This is a genomic window from Frateuria sp. (genome assembly GCF_035944355.1).
Classification (GTDB): Bacteria; Pseudomonadota; Gammaproteobacteria; order Xanthomonadales; family Rhodanobacteraceae; genus Frateuria_A.
In genome coordinates this window covers 23695-47534 of the sequence record NZ_DASZBH010000010.1, presented here as the reverse complement: position 1 = coordinate 47534, position 23840 = coordinate 23695, and the positions used below count along the sequence as shown (strand labels likewise).

Here is a 23840-nt window from a genome sequence, read left to right as displayed (position 1 = left end):
AAACCTCCTTGGTTTGCCACCCCGCCTGACGATCGTAGTCCTGTAGCAGCGGCCCCGCCAGCGAACAATCAACGCAATCGGCCGCATCCGTAACGGCTGTGTCGAATTCCTCTCCGCCCGTGCGTCGTTAGGCAAGTCCTCCCGGAATGCAGCCATGCCCTCGCCCAGGCTCTATGCCCACCCGTTCTCCTCCTACAGCCAGAAGGCCCTGATCGCCCTGTACGAACACGGCACGCCATTCGAGTACCGCTCGCTGGAAGATCCCCTGGCTCGTGAAGAGCTGGCTGCGATGTGGCCCCTGCAACGCTTTCCCATCCTGGTCGACCAGGAGCGCGTGGTGCTGGAGGCCAGCTGCGTCATCGAATACCTGGACGTGCACTATCCCGGCCCGAAGCGGCTGGTCCCGGCGGAACCGAAGGCCGCGCTGGAAGTGCGCATGCTCGACCGCTTCTTCGACAACTACGTCGCGACGCCGCAGCAGAAGGTCGTGTTCGATGCGCTACGTCCCGAGGGCAGCCGCGACCCCTATGGCGTGAGCGAAGCCAAGGCCCAGCTGGAACGCGCCTATGCCTGGCTCGACCACCATATGGACGGGCGCGAGTGGGCCGCGGGCGAGGACTTCAGCCTGGCCGACTGCGCCGCCGCGCCCTTCCTGTTCTACGCCGACTGGACCCATCCCGTCGCCCCGGCCTTTTCCCGCGTGCGCGCCTATCGCAGCCGCTTGCTGGCGCGGCCGTCGTTCGCCCGCGCGGTGGACGAGGCCAGGCCCTACCGCGCCTATTTCCCGCTCGGCGCGCCCGATCGCGACTGACCGATCCTGCGGAGACCCGACATGACCTCGCTCACTCCTGCCGCCGAACTGGCCCAGCGCAACCGCCTGCGCTTTCCCAACGAAAGCGAGGCCTACCGCCGCGCCCGCCAGGCGCTGCTGGTCGAAGAGATCGAACTGCGCCGCCATCTGGAACGCGTGGCCGAACAACGCCGCGCGCTGCCGCCCGGCGGCGAGGTCACCGGCGACTACCGCTTCGAGGGCGAGGCCGGGCCGCTCCGCTTCGCCGACCTGTTCGGCGACAAGCAGACGCTGGTGGTCTACAGCTACATGTTCGGCCCGCAGCGCCTGCGTCCCTGCCCGATGTGCACCTCGCTGCTCAGCGCCTGGGACGGCGAGGCGCCCGACATGGAACAGCGCGTCGCCCTGGCCGTGGTGGCCCGCTCGCCCATCGAGCGCCTCGCTGCCTTCAAGGATGAACGTGGCTGGCGGCACCTGAAGCTGTACTCGGACCTGGACGGCGCCTACAGCCGCGACTACTTCGGCGTGGATGCCGACGGGGGTGATGGCGACCAGGCGGCGTTCAACGTGTTCACCCGCCGCGACGGCACCATCCGGCATTTCTGGAGCGGCGAGATGGGACCCGAAAGCGCGGACCCTGGCCAGGATCCGCGCGGCGCGCCCGACCTGATGCCGCTATGGACCGTGCTCGACTGCACGCCGGAAGGACGCGGCACCGACTGGTACCCCAGCCTGGACTATCGCGGTTGAACGACCGACCGCCGCGCGCTACCGGCCTCGGCCGTCGTGATCGCCATCGTGCCGCTGCACCAGGCCCTGCCCGCTGGCCTGCTCGTGGTAACCCTGCTTGGATGCCGCCTGCGGCTGGCGCCGGTTTTCGATGTCCTTGGCGTCCTTCTTCATGCCTTCCTTGTGCTGGGCGTTGAGCTTCTGCTGATCGGGGCGCATGGCTCCTCCTGTTACAACCGGATGATGCGGATCGGCACGCCGGATCCGGCCACCCGGCGTACCGCACCGCCAGGCTAGGCGAGCGCGCGTTAGGGTTCGCGCATCACCACGTGAGCCGGCATCGACGGCACCAAGGCACATGCGCCGGCCATGGATGCGTGCGCGCGGCACCCTATGTCGTCCGTCTTCACGCGCTCAGGAAGGCGATGGGTGATCGTCGTCCGATGGCGGCCTCCGACCTCATCGCCGCGGCCAACTCATGCAGCAGTTCGCCCAGCGCACCGGCCCGGATTGCGTGCGGCGCTCCTGCAGTCGCGTTGCGGTGCGCTACGATGCCGCCCCCTTCGCCAAGGACAGCCGCCACCGTGGCGCATTATGACGGTCCCCTGCTGACGCGACCCGTCGCCGGTTCGCTGCTCGACGCGCGCGATGCCGGCACGGGCGAATGGAGCGGCTCGCTCGACCTGGGCCGCACGAACGGCATCGCCCGGCTTCACGCGGACCAATGGCAGTGGGGCGGACGCAGTTATCCCTACCCGTCCGGGCTGAAGGACCGCACGGTCTACTGCTGGGATGGCGAGGCGTTCGAGCCGGTGTCGCGCTACTCCGGTTCGCTGATCAAGCTGGTGCCCACCGAGTGGGGACCACCGACCTTCGAGATCGACGGCATCAAGATGCTGCCCACGTCCAAGGCATCGCCGCTGGATGATGCGCGCCGCAAGGTGGAACTGGTCCAGCCGCGGGGCAAGGTGGTGCTCGATACCTGCGGCGGCCTGGGCTACTTCGCCGCGTGCTGCCTGGAGGCGGGCGCAACGCTCGTCCGTTCGTTCGAGAAGAACGCCGACGTACTGTGGCTGCGCACGCTCAACCCATGGTCGCCCGATCCCGATGCGCCAGCCAGCGGCGGACGCCTCGAGCTCGTGCACGGCGACGTGTCGCAGGCGATCGCGCAGATTCCGGATGCCTCGGCGGACGCATTGCTGCACGACCCGCCGCGCTTCGGCATCGCCGGGGAACTTTATTCGCAGGCGTTCTATGGCGAGCTCGCGCGCGTGCTCCGGCGCGGTGGGCGGCTGTTCCACTACACCGGCAGCCCGAACAAGCTCACCAGCGGCCGCGACGTACCGCGCGAAGTGGCCCGGCGGCTGGAATCCTCTGGCTTCAAGGCGCAGCTGGCGCTCGATGGCGTACTGGCGACGCGGCGCTGAGTGGTGGTTTCGTGCGGGTCGCTTCAATCGATCCTGTGCAAGGCCGAACCCTTGTGCATGGCGACATGTTCGGTCTTGTCGCTGCGGATCTCGTACTGAGGGTCTTCTTCGCTGCAATGCCGCGTATGGCCCTTGTAGTCGGTGTCGCGCGTGTGCACCTTGATGATCCTGCCGGTGACGTGGCCGGCCTCGGAGTTCCAGCGCACGTGGTCGCCAACCTTGAACGGATGCTTCATGAGGACCCCTTTGCGATGTGCGCCAGGCGGGTTGGCCGCGGAGCGCAAGGCGCCCGCGGCCGTGGGCGCTATTTCGCCTGCAGGCTGGTCATGACCCGCTGCGCATCCGCGTGGGCGTCGGCCAGCGTCGTAGCCTTCGTTCCATGTTCGGCCTGGTCGAGCGCCTCGCGCAGGCGGGTCTCGGCGGCCTGGTCGCCCTTGGCGTCGACGATCGCCCCCTGCCCCATGCCCTTGCACGGATTCTCTTCCTGCGCGTCGTAGCCCGCGCCGGAAGGGCCGGCCAGGCAATTGATGACGTGGTGCAGGTGCGCGTGCGCCATCTTCAGATCCGCGGCGCCGAGCGCCATGCCGGCATGCGCGTTGGCCGTGGCAACCTGCTTGGCTACGGCATCACTCTTCGCCTGGGTGGCGACCGGCAGCGCGGCCGCCAGCAGGAACACGGGTATCCATCGAATCGACTTCATCGCCATGACACACCTCCGGGACAACACGGCATCCGCCGCGACCGCTGGAGCATAGTCCTGCCAGGGCAAAGAGGAAGCATGCACGGCCCAGGCTTTCCTGCCCCGGGGCGGCGCCGTAAAGCCGCCACGCCCCAAGCAGCGGATGCCTTGCACGAAGCCGCTGGCCGGGCCTCTCACACGTATCCGAACAGCGGCGGGAAAAGCACCACGACCACCGCCGCCCAACCGGCATACACGTACAGGTAGTGGGTCTGCCAGCGCTCGAGGCTGGCGAATGCCGCGCGCCTGCGCAGGAAGCGCAGGTAGAGCACGGCCGACCAGGCCAGGTTGGCCAGCAGGATCACGTTCTCGCCCAGCGCGGCCACGCGGTTGGGGGTGAACCCGAACTCGCCGATGCGCGCGACGATCGCCCACAGGGCGAGCGCGTCGGCCAGCAGCGCGCTCGCCAGGAGCACGACCTGCACTACGTCGAAGGCGCCGGGAGGAGCCTGCGGATCGCGCGCGGAAAGCGAATATAGCAGCAGGCCCAGCACCAGTACGAGCAGCAGGTCGAAGGCGATCAGCACGTTGCGCTCGATCTCGATGCCGCGACCGGTCCACAGCACCGTGCCCAGAAACACTAGCAGCACCGCGGTGAGGATCGGCGCGAACAGGCGCGTCAGCACCGGCGCCATGTTCTCGATCACGCTCTGCTTGGCCTCCACCAGCCACGAAGCGACCAGCACGGCACCGGCGGCGCCGCACGGCAGCAGCCAGGTGGCGAACACCGGCTCGGCCTTGAGCCCGATCGCCTCGAACATCATCGCCATGAACGCAGTGAGCACGCCGCCGCCCAGGGCGATCAGCACGTAGTAGATGAACAGCTCGCCGGAAAAACGAATGAAGTCCATCCGCCCGCCGCCCTGGAGCCAGCGGCCGCCGGCGTAGGCGATGCCGACCGGCAACCACAACGCGATCGGCAGGTGCAGCACGGTCAGCGCTTCGGTGGCGCCGTTCAGCCTGAAGGGGTAAAGGTTGGCGAACACCGCCGCCGCGGCGAAAGCCACCGCCAGCCCGCCGAGCATCCGCCAGCCCAGCTGGCGCTTCCAGGCGAAATAGCCGGCCAGGAAAGGCAGCACGAACAGTCCCAGGTTGCGGGCGTAGAAGCCCACGTCGCGGTCCAGCCGCATCCCGAACAGCGCCGGCAGCTTGATCGCGGCCGCGGCGGCCAGCGCAAGCCCGAAGGCGGCCAGCGCATCCGTGCGCACGCGGGCGGGCGACGCACCGTCCGGCGCGGCGACCACCAGCTGTTTCCACAGGCGCTCGGAATGTTCGCGCGCGAATTCCCGCGAGAGGGCGTCCAGGTCGCCCATGCGCTTGACCGCCACCAGGAAGGCCTCGTCCGGGGCCAGTCCGGCGTCGGCCAGGCCCGCCACCTGTTCGCGCAGGTGGTCTTCCAGTTCGGCGACGTCGACGGCGTGGATCGCCTGCCGCCGGCGCAGGTAGCTGCGCCATTGCTCGATCTGCGCCTCGAGCGATGAAGCCTGGGCGGATGTAGGCATGGGTCAGGCTCCCTGCGGCAGCGGTGCGGCGAACGCCCGAGGGCCGGCCGGGTCGGCGACGGCGAGCGCGTTCCAGATGGCGTGCAGCGTCGCGTCCACCGCCAGCCACTGGCGGCGCTCCTCGGCCAGTTGCTCGCGGCCCGGCGGCGTGAGGCGGTAGTACTTGCGGCGGCGGCCGCTTTCGGCGGTTTCCCAGCGTGCCTGGATGTGGCCGAGCCGTTCCAGTCTGTGCAGGACGGGATAAAGCATGCCGTCGGTCCACTCCATGTGGCCGCCGGAGAGTTCGCGCACGCGCTGGATGATCGCGTAGCCGTAGCTGTCGCCCTCGGCCAGGATCGCCAGCACGATCGGGGTCGAGGAGGCGGCTACCAGGTCCTTGTTGATCGCCATGGACGGTCCGCTGCAGCGGGGTCGGGATACCCGCTTTACCTCGCGGCACTATACATCGAAGTACTATGCATGCAACGGATCGCGTTGACGGTGACCCTCGCGCTCCGCAAGGCCATCCGCCTTACGTCTCTCCTCAGCGGGAAGGACCGGGTGAGTCCCCATTCGATCGCTATATCCAGGACGTCCCTTCTCCGCTTGCGGGGGGACCAACAGAGGATGGGGCCGCTCTTGGCCGCGCAATGCCCGCCACACCTATCGTGGCCGCGATCGCCGACATCACTTCAGGCGCGTGCATCGACCGGATCGTTTGCATCCACCGGCCGCTTCCCGTGTAGATGAACCCCACGGATGCGGGCTCAAGCGCCGTGCATTGCCTCCCGGGACGGGCAGGCCGATGATCGCGGACATGGCCCCAGGGCCGATTCTGCGGTGCAGCCTGGAAGGCGCGGCACTCCCACAGTGGAGCCCGTTTTCACATTCCCGATGGCAGCCTGCGGGCCTGGCCGGCCTTCGCGGGCTTGGCGCCGGAAACAGACACAGCCTGAGGGAGCCTCATGAGCCAGGTAGTAGTGCACCGACTGCCCCTTGGGAGGGGCCTGTCCGCGGCCCTGACGAGCGGCGGCGTACTGGCCGCGATGACCGCGTATTCGGCCGCATCCGACGGCGGTCTCGATCGCTCCATAACCTCCGCCATCAACCTGGCGACCCGCGGCCATCGCCTGTTGGACCATTTCTTCCTGGCGCTGGACGAAGGCCCGTTCCTGTCCGGCTCGATCCTGGTGGGGCTGGTCTGGTACTGCTGGTTCCAGTACCCCGCGATCCACGAGCGCGCCCAGCTGATGGTCGGCACCTTGACCGCGCTGGGTTGCGGGCTGGCCAGCCGGCTGTTCCAGTTGCTGCTTCCCTCCCACCTGCGGCCCTTGCATGACCCGTTGCTGGCGTTCCAGCTGACCGCAGGCGTGGAGCCGAGCAAGCTGAGCGGCTGGAGTTCGTTCCCCAGCGACCATGCCGCCGTCTTTGCCGGCCTCGCCTACATCCTCTACCGCAGCAACCCGAGGGCCGGCCTGATCGCGGCAGCGGCCGCACTGCTGTTCGACTTCGCCCGCATCTATCTGGGCTACCACTACACCTCCGACGTCATCGGCGGCACCGCGCTGGGCGTGCTGGGCGTGGCGCTGATGCTCAACCCGCCGATGCTGGCCGCTGGCCGCTGGGTGCTGCGCTACGAAACGACCCATCCCGGCCTGTTCTATCTTTGCGCTTTCGTGATCACCTTCGGCCTGGCCGACCTTTTCATCGACATCCGCGTGATCGCCTCCGGGTTCGCGCACGACATGGGCTTCCAGAAAGGCTGACGCGCGGCAACCCGCGCAGAGGGCACCGTGCGGGGCGCCGCAGCTTGTCCTCCTGCATGTCTGCGCAGGCGGACGAGTGGTCAGATCGGGCGGCTGCACCCGCCAGGATGTTTTCGGCGCATCCTTTGCCTCTACCGCAAACCAAGGGAGCCATGCCATGAAGCCTTCGACCAAGCTCGCCACGCTCGCCCTCCTCGCCGGCGCCGCCCTCGCCTCGCCGGCGATCGCCGCCCTGAAGGAAGGCACGCAGGCGCCCGATTTCACCGCCTCGGCCTACCTCGCCGGCCAGCCTTTCACCTTCAAGCTCGCCGACGCGCTCAAGCAGGGGCCCGTCGTGGTGTACTTCTTCCCCGCCGCCCACACCTCCGGCTGCAACCTGGAAGCCCACCTCTTCTCGGTGGCCATCGACAAGTTCAAGGCGCAGCACGCCACGGTGATCGGCGTGACCGCCGGCAACACCGACCAACTGGCCGCGTTCTCCAAGGAAACCGAGCACTGCAGCGGCAAGTTTCCGGTAGCGGCCGATCCCGGCGCGGCGATCGCCAAGCGCTACGACGCGCTGCTGCCGATGCGGCCGGGCTGGTCGGACCGCACCTCCTACGTGATCGCCCCCTCGGGCAAGATCACCCACGTCTATTCGAATCTCAGCCCCAACAAGCACGTGCAGGAGACGCTGGACGCGGTGAAGGCGCTGGAGAAGTAGCTGCCCGCCACCACGACGGCGCACGCTACCCGCGTCGGGTCGACCGGCCTATCGCCGGTCCGCCCAGCCCATCGGCTCGCAGCAGTCGCCAACGCAATCGGCCATGAGCCTGCGCGGCACGGCGATCGAACCGCCGCCTGGCCGCGCACGCTTTTGCGACCCTGAGGCCGATGCCCGCCAAACGCCTGACCAGCGAGCCCGTCGGGGGTTGGTCTGGCTGATGCCAGCCGGCGCGGGTTCCCGATGACACCATCCTCGATTGCGCCTGCCCGCACCTCGGGCAGCGACCCCACTCGGCCGGGTAACCCGGCGTGACCATCGCGCAGCGGTGGCAGAGGTCCGCGCCACCGAATCGATCAGTCAGGCGACGCGAAAACCGCCCGCTACCGCCCGCACTTCGCCCCGGGAGCGGGCCAAGATGGGTGGCTTGCTCCCCAACACGCAAGGAATCACCGGGATGAAAGCGCTGTTCATCGTGCTGTGCGCCATGCTTGCCACCACCAGCGCGCGGGCGAACCGCGAAACCTGGCAGCCCGCACCGGGCCGCGAGCAGATTCCGATCTGGCCAGGTGCGGTCCCCGACCGGCTACCGGTGCCCGGACCGGAAAAGATGACGGTGAGCACGGGCTTGATCGCTGGCCGGCCGGCCACCGCGGTCACCAACGTCACTCGACCGACCATGACCGTCTATCCGCCGAGGGGAAAGAACACCGGCGCCGCGGTCGTGGTGCTCCCCGGCGGCGGCTTCCAGATTCTCGCCATCGACCTCGAAGGCACCGAGGCCTGCGACTGGCTCACCGCCAACGGCATCACCTGCGTACTCCTCAAGTACCGCGTGCCGGGGCCGCCCTACGACTGGCATTGCGATTGCCGCCCGCACAACTACATGGTGCCGACGATGGCGCTGGAAGACACCCAGCGGACCATCGGCCTGGTCCGCCACCATGCCAGGGAATGGCACATCGACCCACACCGGATCGGCGTCATGGGCTTCTCCGCGGGCGGCTTCCTGGTGGCCGAGGCAAGCACGCTCTACAAGCGGCGCCTGTACAAGCCAGTGGATGCGGCCGACCAGGAAAGCATCCGTCCGGATTTCGCCGCTGCGATCTATCCGGGCCATCTGGCGAAAGACGGCAAGCTGAACCCGAACGTGCCGGTCACCCGCGACACGCCGCCGACCTTCGTGCTGCAGGCCGAAGACGACCACGTGGATGGCGTGGACCAGGCGTTGGTCTATTACACGGCGCTGGTGAAGGCCGGCGTGCCCGCCGAACTGCACGTGTACGCCCAGGGCGGCCATGCGTTCGGGCTCCGCCGTACCAAACTCCCCATCTCGTCCTGGCCCGAGCTGATGAAGACGTGGCTGCATGGCATCGGCATGGTGCCGTAACTCATGTCCATTGCGAGAGCATCGAACGCGCATGAGTGCGCCGCCGCTGATCGGGTTCTGGGCACGACGCCAGCGCACCCGAAAACCCATCAGCCGGTGGCGCCCTCGTCATCAAATGACCGTCCCCGAGGGGAAGGGCGCGGTGGAAACACCGCGCCCGTTCGCTGCCTACCCGAACTTCAGAGCTGGAAGTTCGAAATGCGCGTCGCCCAGTTGCTGAGGGCGCCGCGCGTACCGCCGCACTGGAACAATGGCGAGGTCAGGTACTCGGCCAGCGTGCAGGAGTGCGCGATGTATTCCGACGCGGTCCAGATCGTGTTGCCTTCGGCTACCGCGGCGCCGTAGTCGCCCCAGCGCGGGCGGCCGCGGCCGAGGTAGGGGATGCCGGTGAAGCCGTCCCACGGACCGGCGCCGGCCGCGGCGATGTGCACGTCGCCGGCGCCCTTCTTCGCGTCGAGGCTGGCGTAACCCGCGCTCGGATAGTCGTTCGGGCCGACGACGGTGAAGGCGATCACGCCCCGCCCGCTCTGAGTCACGGCCGAGCTGCCGTAGGTCAGATTGGCGTCCGGCAGGGCCAGCGTACCGTTGGCGAAGACGCCGCCGTTCTTGGGATCGATAACGAAGTAGGCCACGCCCGAACCGTGGCTGCCGTCACCCAGCAGCACGTCGGTATCCAGCGTGCCCCACAGCTTGCCGTTGGCGAAGCTGACCTGCTGCATGCGCGAGTCGTTCACCGCCAGCTTGCGCGGCGCCGAATACACGATGTTCGGATAGCCGAGAAAGTTCGGTGCGCAGCCCGCCGTGGCGAAGCAGTCGCGCAGCGGCGTGCTGCCCGGCTTCTGCTGGGCCAGGCTGGTGGGCACGGCGTAGGTCTGCACGGTCACCGGCGAGACGTCCAGCGCCAGTGCCTGCGGCGCGCTGTCGATGGCCTTGGTGTTCGACACCGCCCACAGCCACACCGTATTGGACATGCCATCGTTGTAGAACACCGCGTCGGAGCTCAGCAGGTACTCGGTCCCGCCGTGCGCACCGGCGTATTGCCCGCCCGAGGAAACCGCCGGCCAGACCGTGAACGCCGGTGCCGGCACGCTGGGATCGCCGGCGTCGAACAGCACCACGTTGGGCGAGGAGGCGCCCGCCACCAGCGCCTGCTTGGAGATGGCGTAGATCTGCGAGCCGTAGAAGCCGGGGCCGAAGAGCGCGAACTCGTTGGTGGTGAGGAAGATGGCATGGGCATCCGCGCCGATGTGCGGATAGTCGCCCAGGCAGAAGCCGCCGTTGCAGCCATGGTCCGGCGTGCCCTGCGTGCCGTTGTTCTGCACCGGCAGCTGGTAGATGTTCCACGCACCGGTCGGATCGGCCGTCTGGCTGACCGCGATGTCCAGGTGATTGGTGCCCGACAGCGCCGACGTCGTACCCACGCGATCGAGCGTCAGCACCACCTGGAACCAGCGCTGCGTATCGGCGTCGTAGTAGCACGAAGGATCGGTGATGCTCGGCCCGTAGGCGCCCGTGGCGCGGTTGATCGCCGCCGGGTAGCCATAGAAGGTGTTGAGGTCGACCGGGCCGACCAGCTCGTGGCCCGAACGGTCGTAGATCGCCAGCACGTCATTGACGCTCTCCACGACGAAGCCGTTGCCGGCGCACAGGCCCTGATCCGGCGGCTCCACCGAAAACTGGTTGCCGTTGTTGGCGTAACGCTGGTCGTGGAAGTCCAGCCCATCGAAGCCGCCCGCCAGTTCCGGGTTGGACTTGGCGCGCCAGGCTTGTCCACCACTGTTCAGGCCGGCATGGGGCCCATGCGAGATGGTGCGATTGACGACCGGGCCCTTGCCCAAGTCGCCTGCGCCATCGCCCGAGTCGGCATTTCCTGCCGTCATCGCCGGATCCTGTTCCAGGCTGGTCAAGGGCGCCCCGCCCAAGGTGCTGCTGACGGGCACCGTGGTGGCGCCTTTCTGCAGCTTCAACGTCGTGGGAGCGGTCGTCCCCAGGGCGCAGGTAGCAAACGCCATCGCCGCCAGGGCGATGATCAGTCGCGTCTTCATAAACGGTCTCCTTGTCGTCCCTTAATCGGTTAGGTGACCGCGTCCCCCTGTAAGGCGCCGCCGTCGATCAGGCCGACGAGCGTCTACGCAAGTACGCGCATGGAACCATGCGCGCGCGCCACGATACTCGCGCCGGCAAATCCTTGTCATCGGTTATTGCGTGAAGGTGGCGAGAAGGTTTTGGCGGCTGCTCGCCGACGGAGGGCCGGCGTGCCGGCGCCGTCCCCGGCGGCCCAACGAGGGATCGCCCAGGCCTTTCGATGTCTTGCAAATTCCCGGCGGGCATTCCCATAGTCGGCAATGCACCACGACAGGTGCGATCACCAAGAGGATTTTCCGTCCATGAAGAAAGCCGCCCTGGCTCCAGCGCTCGTCTCGCTCGCCTGCCTGCTGTCCGCCGCCGCATTCGCCCGCCCGCCGATGGGCCAGGATGCCGCCAAGGTCACGCCCGACATGGTCCAGACCGGGTCGGACATCCCGGCCGCATGGAAGGCGCCACAGGGCGATTTCGACTACGTCAAGCGCGAGGTCATGATTCCGATGCGCGACGGCGTGAAGCTGCACACCGTGATCGCGATCCCCAAGGGCGCACGCGGCCTGCCGATGCTGCTCGAGCGCACGCCCTACAAGGCCAGCGGTTTCATGCCCGAGAACAGCCCGCACCTGGCCGATGCCGTGTGGTCGGGCAACAAGGACTGGGCCGACGGCAGCACCATCCTGGTCTGGCAGGACGTGCGCGGCAAATACGGCTCCGAAGGCGACTACGTCATGACGCGCCCACCGATGGGGCCGCTCAACCCGAGCAAGACCGACGACACCACCGACGCCTGGGACACCATCGACTGGCTGGTGAAGAACGTCAAGGAGTCCAACGGCAACGTCGGCATGATCGGCTCCTCCTACGACGGCTGGACCGTGGCCATGGCCCTGCTCCATCCGCATCCGGCGCTGAAGGTCGCGGCGCCGGAGAGCCCGATGATAGACGGCTGGATGGGCGACGACTGGTACCACTACGGCGCCCTGCGCCAGGTCAACCTGGACTATTTCACCGGCCAGACGACGGTGAAGGGCGAAGGTGAAAGCGTCCCGCGCGAGAACTACGACGACTACACCAACTTCCTGGAGGCCGGCTCGGCCGGCGCCTACGCCGAGGCCCACGGCTTCAGGCAACTGCCCTGGTGGAACCGCTTCGCGGCGCACCCGGCCTACGACGCGTTCTGGCAACTGCAGGCGCTCGACAAGCTGCTCGTCGCCCATCCCTCCAGCGTGCCGACCATGTGGCTGCAGGGCCTGTGGGACCAGGAGGACATCTACGGCGCCGTGCATGCCTGGGAGGCGCTGCAGAAGGCCGGGCACGGCCCCAACAATCATCTGGTGATGGGCCCGTGGTGGCACAGCCAGATCAATCGCGACGGCTGGGCCATCGGGCCGCTCAAGTGGCCGGGCGACACCACGGCGCAGTTTCGCCGGCAGGTGCTGATTCCCTGGTTCCAGCATTACTTGCGCGGCACGCCGCTGCCCAAGCCGCTGCCCGAGGCGATGATCTACAACCCGGTCGCGCAGCGCTGGGACAGCTTCTCCGACTGGAAGCCGGCCAGCGAACAGCGGCTCACCCCGCTCTACCTGCAGTCGGACCTGGGTCTGGGCTTCCAGGCGCCCGCCGGCGGCAGCGACAGCTACGTCTCCGACCCGGCCAAGCCGGTGCCCTACCTGCCGCGCCCGATCCCGCAGAAGAACGACCGCTGGCGCACCTGGCTGGTGCAGGACCAGCGCTTCGTGGTGGACCGGCCCGACGTGCTCTCCTACGTCACGCCCGTGCTGACGACGTCCGTGACCGTCCAGGGCGCGCCGATCGCCGACCTGTTCGCCCGCACCACCGGCACCGATGGCGATTTCGTGGTCAAGCTGATCGACGTCTATCCGGGCACGTATCCGGCCGATCCGGCGATGGGCGGCTACGAGCTGCCGGTCTCGCTGGACATCTTCCGCGGCCGCTATCGCAAGAGCTTCGCGGAGCCCTCGCCGATCCCGGCCAACCAGGTGCAGGAATACCGGTTCCGCCTGCCGACCGTGAACTACGCCTTCCTGCCGGGCCACCGGATCATGGTGCAGATCCAGTCCAGCCTGTTCCCGCTCTACGACCGCAACCCGCAGACCTATGTGCCCAACATCCTGTTCGCCAAGCCGTCGGACTACCGCAAGGCGACGGTGACGATCGAGCATGGGGCGGATGGGCGCAGCGCGGTGCTGTTGCCGGTGGTGTCGGGGGCGACGCACGGCGGCTGAAGTGGGGCCGATCCGCGACGGCGTCCCGCGTCGTCAACGGTGACAGCGCCCGCGCAACGCGGACCCAGCGAGCCCGCACGGGCTCGCCGGTCCTTCCCCAATCCGTAGGGCAAGGTGCGACCTGCCTACGCAGAGCGGCGACACGCTGCGAAAGCCGGGTCGCGGACGAGGCGCCATGGATGGCCCGAATAAGGGCGGGCGTGACTACGCCTCGTCCGCCGCCTCCGGCGCCTTGAACGCCTTGCTGTAATAGCCGGAAGGATCGAAGCAGCAGACCCGCCGCTTGCCCGAGGCGAGCATGTCGCAGGCATCGGCGACCCGTTTCGCGCGGGTCGCCTGCTGCCTGGCGGAGGTCATCCAGTGGATCCAGTCCACGCGCGCCAGGGTGGTCGTGCTTTCCCAGGTGGTCCACGCCCCGGGGGTGTCGTCCAGCGCCCGGCGCAGGTCCGGCGGCAGCTCCGGCTCCGGTTCCCTGGCCACAGGCGCGATCTCGAGCGCGACCGTGTCGCCGATGGCGACCCCAGCGGCTTCGCGAAGCGCCTTGTCCACCTTGAGCCAGTGGCTCAATCGGCCATCCGGCTCGAGCGTGGCGGTGAAGGCGTGGCCGTTGAGGGTGCCCTGCACGCTCGTCCTTCCCCGCCGCGGCAGCGCGGCGCTGGCTTCCGCGGGCAGCACGACGAACGCCCACGACGCGTTCCGGGGTTCGGCCGGGCGCAGCAGCTTGGCAGCGAATCGGAAAGCGTCGGCTTTCTTGGCCATATCGGGCTCCCCGCAGCTCAGCCGAACGGCTGCTCGATGGACGGGCTTTGCGGCGTGAACCAGCGCGCGCCATCGGCGCCGACGTGCATATCGTCCTCCAGCCGCACGCCGAACTCGCCGGGGATGTAGATGCCGGGCTCGTCGCTGAAGGTCATGCCCGGTTCGATCCGGCGCGTGTTGCCCTGCACGAGGTAGTACCACTCGTGCATGTCCATGCCGATGCCATGGCCGAGGCGGTGCGAGAAATAGGTGTAGCCAGGGCCGTAGCCGGCGTCGGTGATCACCTTGCGCGCGGCGGCGTCCACCGATTCCATCGTGGCGCCCGGATGCGCCGCGGTCAGCGCGGCCCGCTGCGCCTTGCGCACGATGTCGAACACCCGCTTCATCTTGTCGCTGGCCTTGCCCAGGGTGAAGGTGCGGGTGAGATCGCTCATGTAGCCTTCCACGTAGCAGCCATCGTCCAGCATCACCGGCGTGCCTTCGCGGATCACCTGCGGTTCGCGCGAGCCGTGCGGCTGCGCGGTGAACTCGCCCACGTTGATGCTGGCATCGCCGCGCAGGCCCATGCGCGCGTAGCCGGCCTCCACCCACGCCGCGATGTACTGCTGGGTCATGCCCGGCTCCAGCCCCTGCCAGATCGCCTTGTACAAAGCCAGCGTGGCGTTGCACGCCACCTGCATCAGGGCGAGCTCGGCGGGGCTCTTGATCGCACGGCAGCCGGCGGTGACCGGTGTGGCCGGCACCAGCTTCACCTGCGGCATGGCCTCGGCCAGGCCGGTGGCGCGGAAGAACGGCACCTTTTCCTCGATGCCCAGCACGCCGGTGCCGGCATGCCTCTCGCGCATCACCTGGGCGACCAGCGCGTAGGGGCTTTCGTTCTCCTGCCAGGTGCGCACGTCGTGGCCGAAGCGGATCTGTTCCAGCGCGCGGCTGCGTTCGAATGCAGGCGTGACGTACACCGGATCGCCCGAGCGCGGCAGCACCATGCCCATCAGCCGTTCGCTGGTCCACCAGCGCATGCCGGTGTAGTAGTCCAGCGTGGTGCCGCCGTCGAGGTAAATCGCATCCATCCGGAACCGGCCCATCAGCTCCTGCGCCCTGGCCAGTCGGGCGCGGCGCTCGGCGTCCGTGATCGGCACCACCTGCGAGGCGACCGGCTGCAGCGCGAGGATCGAAGGCGGCAGCTTGATGGCGTCCGCCGCAGCGTCCTTCGCACTGGCGGTAGCGCCGAGCATCGCCGCCGGCAGTGCGGCAACGCCCAGGGCCGTGGATTGCAGGAAACGGCGGCGGCCGGGGCTCGCGGTGTCAGGGCAGTTGTCCATGGTTCTCTCGCAGTGGAGGGGGATGACGGCGGATCAGGAGCATCCAGCCATTGTTTCGCCCCGGGGAATCTACCTTGACCGCTGCGTCCGGCCCAGCCGACTCCGTTCTCACCCGCGCCAGTTGGCATGCGCGCGCCAGAACTCCACGCTGCGCCGATAGGCCTCCCGATCCAGCGGCACGCCCGAGCCGCCCTCCTCCACGCCAAGCGCGTTGCGCATCATCGTGATGGGCGCCATCGGCGTCTCCTCGGGCTCGGCGGTATACATGCAGCCGACCACGCCCCAATCGCCCTTGATCGGCGAGCCTTCCTTCGCCAGTTGTTCGCGGCTGTAGAGGATCGGGATCAGGTAGCCGGCCACCGGCGGCTCCAGCCCTTCGAACCAGCGCACCAGCACCGGCAGCTCCTCCCGCGTGCGCGCTTCGTAGTCCGAGCGCAGCAGGTGGCGGTTGTCGTCGGTGATGGGCACGGCCAGGCATCGGGTCGAGGTCCAGTTGCGATGCACATGCAGCTTGCAGAACGGCGCGTAGCCGTCGATCACCTTCAATGGCGGCTCCTGGTTGAGCCGGCGCTCGAACGCCTCGGGCGTGCAGTCCTGGATGGTGTTGCGGCGAGGTTCGCGCGGGAACAGTCGTGGCAGGGCGAAGTCGCTGAGGACGATGGTCATGGGCGTGATGGCATGGACGGACCCCCCGCATTATCCGCGCAAGACGGTGCCTATCGCCGCGATCGGAAAAAGCAAATGGCCTACACGCAGCCGCCCCGTCAGACTGGCTACAAATCCGCACGATGCTTTGCCACTGGAGGAAACGACCATGTCCGCATCCGGAAAGAAACCCCAAGCCGATTCGACCACGGGCGCCGGCGCGCCGGCCGTGAGCGACCGCAACGCACTGACCATCGGCGCCGATGGCCCGATCGTCCTGCATGACGTGCATTTCCTGGAACAGATGGCGCACTTCAACCGCGAGAAGGTTCCCGAACGCCAGCCGCACGCCAAGGGCGCCGGCGCGTTCGGCGTGTTCGAGACCACCGAAGACGTGTCCAAGTACACCCGGGCGGCGCTGTTCCAGAAGGCTGCCCGGACCGACGTGCTGGCACGCTTCTCCACCGTGGCCGGCGAGATGGGTAGTCCCGACACCTGGCGCGACGTGCGCGGCTTCGCGCTCAAGTTCTACACCGACGAGGGCAACTACGACCTGGTTGGCAACAACACGCCGATCTTCTTCCTGCGCGACCCGATGAAGTTTCCGCACTTCATCCGCAGCCAGAAGCGGCTGCCCGACTCCGGCCTGCGCGACAACCACATGCAATGGGATTTCTGGACGTCCAACCCGGAAACGGCGCACCAGGTCACCTACGTGATGGGCGAGCGCGGCCTGCCGCGAACCTGGCGCCACATGAACGGCTACGGCTCGCACACTTACCTGTGGATCAACGCCGCGGGCGAGAAGTTCTGGGTCAAGTACCACTTCCACACCCGCCAGGGCATGGCCTTCTTTGACAACGCTCAGGCCGCCGCCATGGCCGGGCATGACGCCGACTACCATCGGCGCGACCTGTTCGACGCGATCGGGCGCGGCGACTTTCCCGCCTGGGATCTGTCGGTGCAGGTCATGCCCTACGCCGAGGCGCGGGACTACCGCTTCAACCCGTTCGACCTGACCAAGGTCTGGCCGCACGGCGACTACCCGCTGATCAAGGTCGGCACGCTGACGCTCGACCGCAACCCGGAGAACTTCTTCGCCCAGATCGAGCAGGCTGCGTTCTCGCCAGGCAACACCGTGCCGGGCATCGGCCTGTCACCGGACAGGATGCTGCTCGGCCGCGCGTTCGCCTACGCCGATGCGCAGCGCAACCGCATCGGCACGAACTTCCACCAGTTGCCGGTGAACCAGCCGAAAGTGCCGCTCAACACCTACCTGTTCGATGGCCAGATGGCCTATCACCACAGCGGCGACGCGCCGGTGTACGCGCCCAACAGCGGCGGGCGCAGCTGGTCAGACCAGACCGGACCGGTGGCCGACGGTTGGGAGGCCGACGGCGCGATGGTGCGCAGCGCCTACACCCTGCATGCCGAGGACGACGACTTCGGCCAGGCCGGTACGCTGGTGCGCAAGGTGTGGAACGACGCCCAGCGCGCACAGTTCGTGGACCAGGTCGCGGGCAGCCTGCTCGGCGGCGTGCGCAGCCCGGTACTGGAACGCGCCTTCGCCTACTGGAAGAGCGTCGATGCGGACATCGGCCGGCGGATCGAGGACAAGGTGCGCGCAGGGCGCGCGACTGAGCCGGCCGAGGGCATGGGCGAGGGCTGAAGAGGAGGGCGCGGGTCCCCGCCCGCGCCTATCCGCTGTCGGAGGACGCGCGCCGGAGTCGATCGGCGCTGCGACCGGGACATCCAACACCCCTGGCGGCGATCCGCCGGATGCCCTCCGGTGCGCGGATGGCCCGCACGCAACGTACGACGCGAAAACCGCTCAAGTCTCCCTACCCGCTGCCGATACACGCCTGCCATCCCGCGCACCACGGCGGGTTGTGCCGTATCCCCCGTCCGGCCAGCGGTAGAGAACACGACAAAACATGGGCTCACCACTCAAGAAGATTCCTGCCTCCCGGGCCATGCTGGGCATGTACGTGCGCCGGATCGAGGGCAAGTGGCGGGACCACCCCTTCTGGCGGCGCTCCTTCCTGGTGGCCGATGCCGAGGCCCTGAAGCTGCTGCGCGCGCTTGGCCGACAGGAGATCTGGATCGACACGCACAAGGGCCTGGACGAGGAGGGGCCGGCATCGCCCCAGCCCAGCCCCGAGCTGGCCCCGGCCACACCCGACGCACCCTCCGCGCCGGAAGTCGCGCGCTCCGACTTCGGCGACGACATCGTCCGTGCCGAAGCCATTCGCGACCGCGCCAAGCTCGCCGCCAAGGCGCTGTTCGAGGACGCCCGCATGGGCCGTGCGTTGCGGATGGAAAACCTCCCCAGCGTGATCGAGGAAGTGGACAACGCGATCGCGCTCAACCCGGCGGCCATGCTGAGCGTGGTCCGCCTGAAGAACAAGGACGACTACACCTATCTGCACTCGGTCGCCGTCGCCGCGTTGATGATGGCGCTGGGCCGCAGGCTCGGCTTCGAAGGCGCGGAGCTGACCGAGCTGGGCCTCGCCGGCCTGCTGCACGACATCGGCAAGGTCGGCGTCCCCGATGCGACGCTCAACAAGCCGGGTCGGCTCGATCCGCTGGAATGGGCCTCGGTCCGGCAGCATCCGCAGATCGGCTGGGACATCCTGCGCCGCGAGTCCGCGGCCGGCCCGATGGCGCTGGACGTGTGCCTGCACCACCACGAGAAGACCGACGGCAGCGGTTACCCGCACAAGCTCGGCGGCGAGGCGATCAGCCGCGTCGCGCGCATGGGCGCGATCTGCGATGTGTATGACGCGATCACCTCCGACCGCCCTTACAAGCGCGGCTGGGAGCCGGCCGAGGCCATCCGCCGGATGGCCGAATGGCAGGAAGGCCACTTCGACCGGGCCATCTTCCACGCCTTCGTCAAGCTGATCGGCATCTACCCCACCGGCACGCTGGTGCGGCTGGCCTCCGACCGCCTCGCCATGGTGCTCAGCCAGAGTGGCGGCAGCTCGCTCACGCCGACCGTGCGATTGCTTTGCACCCTGCCCGACGGCGAGCCGCTGGACTCCATGGAGATGGAACTGGAAGACGGCGACGACCGGATCGTCGGGATCGAAGACCCGGCCCAATGGAACTTCCAGGTGCCGCAGCTGCTGCGGGCGTGATCGCCCCCCGGCAGCCGACCGGCAGCGATGGCTCGGCGGGACATGGCGCACCAGGCGCCCGCGGCAGATGCACGCGCTCGGCTGCAGGCCCGATGCAGTGCCCGCCGCCCCGGACACCGTCGTCGAGCTGTGCCTCGCCACGCTAGACTGCGCGCATGACCGCCGACCACCTCACCCTGACCCGTCCCGACGACTGGCATCTGCACCTGCGCGATGGCGCCCTGCTGGCCGCCGTGCTGCCGCATACCGCCCGCCGCTTCGCGCGCGCCATCGTGATGCCCAACCTGAAGCCCCCGGTGGCCACGGTGGCGCTGGCCCGCGCCTACCGCGAGCGCATCCTGGCCGCGTTGCCCGCGGGCATGGCGTTCGAGCCATTGATGACGCTGTACCTCACCGAAGCCACGACGCCGCACGACATCGCCGAGGCCAGCGCCAGCGGCTTCGTGCACGCGGTCAAGTACTACCCGGCCGGAGCCACCACCAACGCGGCCAGCGGCGTCAACGACCTGCGCCGCTGTTATGCGGTGTTCGAGGCGATGCAGAAGCACAAGCTGCCCTTGCTGATGCACGGCGAGGTCACCGATCCGGAAGTCGACGTGTTCGACCGCGAGCCGGTGTTCGTGGAGCGCCACCTGACCACGCTGCTGCGCGATTTCCCGGCGCTGCGCATGGTGCTCGAGCACATCACCACGCGCGAGGCGGCGCAGTTCGTGCGCGACGCGCCGGCGCACGTCGGCGCCACCGTCACCCCGCAACACCTGCTGATGAACCGCAACGCCATTTTCGCCGGCGGCCTGCGGCCGCACAGCTACTGCCTGCCGGTGCTCAAGCGCGAAACCCATCGCCAGGCGCTCGTCGAGGTGGCCACCAGCGGCGATCCGAGCTTCTTCCTGGGCACCGACAGTGCGCCGCATCCGCGCCACGCGAAGGAAAGCAGCTGCGGCTGCGCCGGCATCTATTCCGCGCATGCCGCCATCGAGCTCTACGCTGAAGCCTTCGAGGCCGCCGGTGCATTGGACAAGCTGGAGGCCTTCGCCAGCTTCCACGGCGCGGATTTCTACGGCCTGCCGCGCAACACCGGCACCATCACCCTGCGCAAGCGTCCATGGACCGTGCCCGAGGAACTCGATTTCGGCGGCGTGCCCGGGGTGCCGATGCGCGCGGGCGAAACCGTCGGCTGGCAGTTGGAGGCCTGAACCGACTCGCTGCGGAGTGCAATATCCGCCGGGCCACTGAAGCCGTTCATAGCGCTCTCTCCCCGAGCATCCGGGGCACATCGTCGAGAACTTGCGCGGCGCCCCGTTAACGCTTCTTGAGAAAGCGCATATCGCCCAGATGCTGGGAGTGCCAAGACTTCCTCCCGCAGGGGCCATGCTCGACACCCTCAGAAACTGGCGCGTGCGGCGCATCGTCGACCGCCGCCCCATCGCTGAACCGCTATGGCAGGACGCGCTGCGCCGATGTGCGCCGGCGCGCCGGCTGGGCGCATCCGACCAGGCGGCGCTGCGCGTACTGGTTACGCTGTTTCTCGAGGAAAAGTCGCTGGAACCGGTGCAAGGGCTTGAACTGGACGATGCCGACCGCGTCCTGCTCGCGGCCCACGCCTGCATACCCATTTTGAACCTGGGACTGGATTGGTACGACGGCTGGCGCAGCGTCATCGTGTATCCGGACGCCTTCATTCCCCGCCGCACGCGCACCGACGCGGCGGGCGTGGTGCACCAGACCCGCAGCGTGATGGCCGGCGAGGCCTGGGGGCGCGGGCCGGTGATCCTGTCGTGGGCCGACGTGCTCGATGCGGGAAGGAAGCCCGGCCGCAACGTGGTCATCCACGAGATGGCCCACAAGCTCGACATGCTCAACGGCGAGGCCAACGGCTTTCCGCCCTTGCACCGCCGCATGGATCGCCGCGCGTGGACGCAGATTTTCTCCGAGGCGTGGAACCGCCTGCGCGACGATCACCGTGACGGGCTGCCCCTGCCGATCGACCCGTACGGCCTGGAAAGCGAGGCGGAGTTCTTCGCGGTGGTCAGCGAGCAGTTTTTCGAGGCGCCGGCCAGCCTGCGCGAGCATCTGCCGCAGGTGTATCGGCAGCTCGAGCTGTTCTATCGGCAACACCCCTATTGAGGATGCTCGATAGATACGTCGACGCTTCCGGTCGCGAAGAAGGAGGCCATGGAACTGGCCCTGAAAGTCGTGGGGAAGCTCTGGAGCGGCGGCGAGAAAAAACGCGACGGAGGAAACCGGTCCCGTCTGGATGAGGGCTTGAGTCACCTGGTTACGTTCGCGCCGTGCCGCTACCGCGGTATGGCCGCAACGATCGTGGAAGACCGCGCGCCGCCTGGATCCCTCTTATGCGGGCCCGACCAGGTGGCTTGACGTACCGATGGCTCTAGCGATCCGCGGAACCCTTGCCCTAGCAAGCTTGGTGCTCGTCCATGCCAGGCCCCGCCGGCCAGACGCGGATAACCCTCAGCTAACGACTGCAAGCGCATGGTGTCGAGGCTGTCAGCCCTTCGCGCAGACAGGAGGCTTTTTTTCCGAGCGCGATGCCCTAGCGCCATCGCCGCCCGAGTGCGGCCCAGGAGCCGTACCGTGTCGCATAAGCAACCTGCCACATCCCTGTCCGACATCCACGACATCTACCAGGGCGCACGCCCCGCCCGCTCCGCAGATCAGGCCCTCGCCTATAAGCGGGTTCCCTTTTCGCCGCGCGACGAAGGGCATCCGGGCCGCACGCCGGAGCGCCCACCGATCAAGAGCAAGGTGCGCCGCTAGCCGCAAGGTGGGGCGGGCCATCGGCGCACTTCCGTGCCGCTGCGGCCGCAGCACCTCGACCAAGTCGCCTGCATAGCAGCCGCCTCCGGAATGGGCGGGCGTTCGGCTGCGCGAAAGGGCAAAGAACAAGTCCATTCCAGTGCCGCTACGTGGTGATCCCGCGCTCGCGCTCCCCCGGGCGCATCCGCGAGAACAGGGACGTGTTCGACTTCGCGCTGGATGCGCACGACCTGCAGACGATCGCAGCCATGTTGGGGGACAGCGCATCGGACCGGACCCTGACGCCCTCGACTGAGCAGGCGGCGTTCGTGCGCGGGACTTTTCCGCAAGGTCGTAGCCTATGGCAGCCGCGCCCGACGGGCGGCCCGGCCTACTTCCCTGCGGTGTCGGAATCGCTGCGCGCCACCTCGACGCCGGCGGTCCGCCCGGCCTCCGAGACCCGTGACGGCCGGGTCTCCGGCATCGTCAGGAACACCGGCAGCACTGCCAGCGCAACCACCGCGATCATCGCGCCGGGCACGAGCGGCCAGCCCGTCAGTCGGATCAGGAGCGCAGCGAGAAAAGGCGTGAGGCCTCCGAAGATGACCGTCGAGACGGTCACCCCGAGCGCCAGGCCGCTGAGCCGTCCTTCGCCGGGGAACTGCTCGGCAGTCGCCGGGGCGCCGACCGCGCTGACGCCGCCGGCGAGGCAGGCCAGCACGACGGCGCCGACCACGATCTGCTGCTGTGCGCCACCGGTCATCAGGCCGAACATGCCCAGCGGCAGCAGCGTGCCCGCGAGCGCCAGTCCGACCAGCACCGGCTTGCGCCCGACCCGGTCCGCGAGCGCGCCGGTGATCGGCGTGACGAGGATGACCGCGACCGCGGCCAGGGTCGACAGCCCCAGCGAACGGCCTTCGGCCGCCAGGCCCGACGAACTAAGGAACGCCGGCACGTAGGTGATGCCCACGTAGTACGTGATGGAGCCCAGCGCCGAGACGGCGAACGTGCGCCACAAGGCCGGCCGGTAGTGGGCGAGCGTGTGGCCGAGCGGCGAGTCGGGCACGCTGCGCTGCGCCACTTGGCGCAGGAAGTCCGGGGATTCGTCCATGGTCGAGCGCGCGAACCATACGCCGCCGGCCAGCACCGCGCCTACGAAGAAAGGGATGCGCCAACCCCAGGCATCCAGATGCGCGGGGCTCAGGGTACCCACCATCAAGGCCGACAGCGCCACCGCCAGCAACGCGCCGACCTCGCTGGAGGCCGCCGCCAGCGAGGTGACCAGGCCGCGCCGGTCACGCCGCGCGCCTTCCAGCAGGTAGGCGACCACGCCCGTGTATTCGCCGCCCACCGAGAACGCCATGAAGCAGCGCAGCAGCATCAGCAGTCCACCCGCCGCCGGCCCGAGGGTGGCGTAGCCGGGCAGCAGCGCGGTGGCTAGCATGGCCAATGTCATCAGCATCATCGACAGCAGCAGCGTGCGCCTGCGTCCGATGCGGTCGCCGATGTGCCCGAACACCATCGCGCCCAGCGGCCGCATGCCATAGGCCACCGCGAAGCCGCCGAGCGTGGCCAGCAATGAACTGTCTCCACCGCCGAAGAACACCCGCGACAGCACGGTCGCCAGGTACAGATAAAGGGTGAAGTCGTACCACTCCACCACCGTGGAAAGCGCCGCGATCGCCATCGAGCCGCGCGAGACCGCGGGCGCGCCTTGCTGGTCGGTCCAGGTCATGCGGGCAAATCGCCTCGAGTAGACGTGGCACCGATGGTAACGCTCGCTGCTGCACGCCTTTGGAATACGTGCGCGGTGAACCGAGCGCACACTACTGTCGCCGGCAGCTCCCCAGGAATGGAAGGT

The 23840-nt window shown here is 68.3% G+C and carries 23 protein-coding genes; 13 read left to right on the top strand and 10 right to left on the bottom strand.

Annotated elements, in window-relative coordinates; genetic code table 11:
• Positions 1-154 precede the first annotated feature (154 nt).
• Positions 155-811 carry a glutathione S-transferase family protein gene (locus VGU03_RS07595; protein ID WP_327479788.1) on the top strand — a complete coding sequence of 219 codons (657 nt, stop codon included), beginning with the start codon at positions 155-157 and terminating at the stop codon, positions 809-811.
• Between the two features lie 21 nt (positions 812-832).
• A complete protein-coding gene (locus VGU03_RS07590) occupies positions 833-1540 on the top strand; it encodes a DUF899 family protein (protein ID WP_327479787.1) in 708 nt (235 codons plus the stop codon).
• Between the two features lie 18 nt (positions 1541-1558).
• Here VGU03_RS07590 and VGU03_RS07585 read toward each other — a convergent pair whose 3' ends face one another.
• Positions 1559-1738, bottom strand: a complete 180-nt coding sequence (locus tag VGU03_RS07585; protein ID WP_327479786.1) for a hypothetical protein — start codon at positions 1736-1738, stop codon at positions 1559-1561.
• A gap of 365 nt (positions 1739-2103) precedes the next feature.
• On the opposite strand from VGU03_RS07585, the gene VGU03_RS07580 reads away from it, so the two are divergent.
• The gene (locus VGU03_RS07580; protein ID WP_327479785.1) at positions 2104-2946 is read left to right on the top strand and encodes a class I SAM-dependent methyltransferase; all 843 of its coding nucleotides are present in this window, start codon (positions 2104-2106) and stop codon (positions 2944-2946) included.
• A gap of 23 nt (positions 2947-2969) precedes the next feature.
• On the opposite strand, the gene VGU03_RS07575 is transcribed toward VGU03_RS07580, so the two are convergent.
• From VGU03_RS07575 to VGU03_RS07560, 4 genes are all read right to left on the bottom strand, one after another.
• Positions 2970-3182 (bottom strand): DUF2945 domain-containing protein, encoded by a 213-nt coding sequence (locus VGU03_RS07575; protein ID WP_327479784.1) that lies wholly within the window; start codon positions 3180-3182, stop codon positions 2970-2972.
• Positions 3183-3250: 68 nt separating this feature from the next.
• Positions 3251-3652, bottom strand: coding sequence for a hypothetical protein (locus VGU03_RS07570; RefSeq protein WP_327479783.1), 402 nt, complete (start codon positions 3650-3652; stop codon positions 3251-3253).
• A 167-nt stretch (positions 3653-3819) separates the two neighbouring features.
• Positions 3820-5187: a permease prefix domain 1-containing protein gene (locus tag VGU03_RS07565; RefSeq protein ID WP_327479782.1), complete on the bottom strand. Its 1368-nt coding sequence runs from the start codon at positions 5185-5187 to the stop codon at positions 3820-3822.
• Between the two features lie 3 nt (positions 5188-5190).
• A complete protein-coding gene (locus VGU03_RS07560; RefSeq protein ID WP_327479781.1) occupies positions 5191-5577 on the bottom strand; it encodes a PadR family transcriptional regulator in 387 nt (128 codons plus the stop codon).
• Positions 5578-6131: 554 nt separating this feature from the next.
• On the opposite strand from VGU03_RS07560, the gene VGU03_RS07555 reads away from it, so the two are divergent.
• From VGU03_RS07555 to VGU03_RS07545, 3 genes are all read left to right on the top strand, one after another.
• Positions 6132-6932 carry a phosphatase PAP2 family protein gene (locus tag VGU03_RS07555; RefSeq protein WP_327479780.1) on the top strand — a complete coding sequence of 267 codons (801 nt, stop codon included), beginning with the start codon at positions 6132-6134 and terminating at the stop codon, positions 6930-6932.
• 157 nt (positions 6933-7089) lie between these two features.
• Positions 7090-7635: a peroxiredoxin gene (locus tag VGU03_RS07550; protein WP_327479779.1), complete on the top strand. Its 546-nt coding sequence runs from the start codon at positions 7090-7092 to the stop codon at positions 7633-7635.
• Between the two features lie 457 nt (positions 7636-8092).
• Positions 8093-9025 (top strand): alpha/beta hydrolase, encoded by a 933-nt coding sequence (locus VGU03_RS07545; protein WP_414655952.1) that lies wholly within the window; start codon positions 8093-8095, stop codon positions 9023-9025.
• Between the two features lie 179 nt (positions 9026-9204).
• Here the strand turns inward: VGU03_RS07545 and VGU03_RS07540 are convergent, their stop codons facing one another.
• Positions 9205-11070 (bottom strand): hypothetical protein, encoded by a 1866-nt coding sequence (locus tag VGU03_RS07540; protein WP_327479778.1) that lies wholly within the window; start codon positions 11068-11070, stop codon positions 9205-9207.
• A 342-nt stretch (positions 11071-11412) separates the two neighbouring features.
• On the opposite strand from VGU03_RS07540, the gene VGU03_RS07535 reads away from it, so the two are divergent.
• Positions 11413-13356, top strand: coding sequence for a CocE/NonD family hydrolase (locus tag VGU03_RS07535; RefSeq protein WP_327479777.1), 1944 nt, complete (start codon positions 11413-11415; stop codon positions 13354-13356).
• 204 nt (positions 13357-13560) lie between these two features.
• Here the strand turns inward: VGU03_RS07535 and VGU03_RS07530 are convergent, their stop codons facing one another.
• From VGU03_RS07530 to VGU03_RS07520, 3 genes are all read right to left on the bottom strand, one after another.
• On the bottom strand, positions 13561-14115 hold the full coding sequence (locus tag VGU03_RS07530) for a YdeI/OmpD-associated family protein (RefSeq protein WP_327479776.1): 555 nt from the start codon (positions 14113-14115) through the stop codon (positions 13561-13563).
• Positions 14116-14132: 17 nt separating this feature from the next.
• Positions 14133-15437, bottom strand: coding sequence for a Xaa-Pro peptidase family protein (locus tag VGU03_RS07525; protein ID WP_327479775.1), 1305 nt, complete (start codon positions 15435-15437; stop codon positions 14133-14135).
• 108 nt (positions 15438-15545) lie between these two features.
• On the bottom strand, positions 15546-16103 hold the full coding sequence (locus tag VGU03_RS07520) for a DUF3228 family protein (protein WP_327479774.1): 558 nt from the start codon (positions 16101-16103) through the stop codon (positions 15546-15548).
• A gap of 148 nt (positions 16104-16251) precedes the next feature.
• On the opposite strand from VGU03_RS07520, the gene VGU03_RS07515 reads away from it, so the two are divergent.
• From VGU03_RS07515 to VGU03_RS07490, 6 genes are all read left to right on the top strand, one after another.
• Positions 16252-17751, top strand: coding sequence for a catalase (locus VGU03_RS07515; protein ID WP_327479773.1), 1500 nt, complete (start codon positions 16252-16254; stop codon positions 17749-17751).
• A gap of 265 nt (positions 17752-18016) precedes the next feature.
• Positions 18017-19222 (top strand): HD-GYP domain-containing protein, encoded by a 1206-nt coding sequence (locus tag VGU03_RS07510; RefSeq protein ID WP_327479772.1) that lies wholly within the window; start codon positions 18017-18019, stop codon positions 19220-19222.
• Between the two features lie 155 nt (positions 19223-19377).
• Positions 19378-20418 (top strand): dihydroorotase, encoded by a 1041-nt coding sequence (gene pyrC / locus VGU03_RS07505; RefSeq protein WP_327479771.1) that lies wholly within the window; start codon positions 19378-19380, stop codon positions 20416-20418.
• Between the two features lie 175 nt (positions 20419-20593).
• Positions 20594-21349, top strand: coding sequence for a M90 family metallopeptidase (locus VGU03_RS07500; RefSeq protein WP_327479770.1), 756 nt, complete (start codon positions 20594-20596; stop codon positions 21347-21349).
• A 48-nt stretch (positions 21350-21397) separates the two neighbouring features.
• The gene (locus VGU03_RS07495; protein WP_327479769.1) at positions 21398-21601 is read left to right on the top strand and encodes a hypothetical protein; all 204 of its coding nucleotides are present in this window, start codon (positions 21398-21400) and stop codon (positions 21599-21601) included.
• A 216-nt stretch (positions 21602-21817) separates the two neighbouring features.
• Complete coding sequence (locus VGU03_RS07490; RefSeq protein WP_327479768.1) at positions 21818-22000, top strand: hypothetical protein; 183 nt, start codon at positions 21818-21820, stop codon at positions 21998-22000.
• Positions 22001-22370: 370 nt separating this feature from the next.
• Here VGU03_RS07490 and VGU03_RS07485 read toward each other — a convergent pair whose 3' ends face one another.
• Positions 22371-23714, bottom strand: a complete 1344-nt coding sequence (locus tag VGU03_RS07485; protein WP_327479767.1) for an MFS transporter — start codon at positions 23712-23714, stop codon at positions 22371-22373.
• Between the last annotated feature and the right edge of the window lie 126 nt (positions 23715-23840).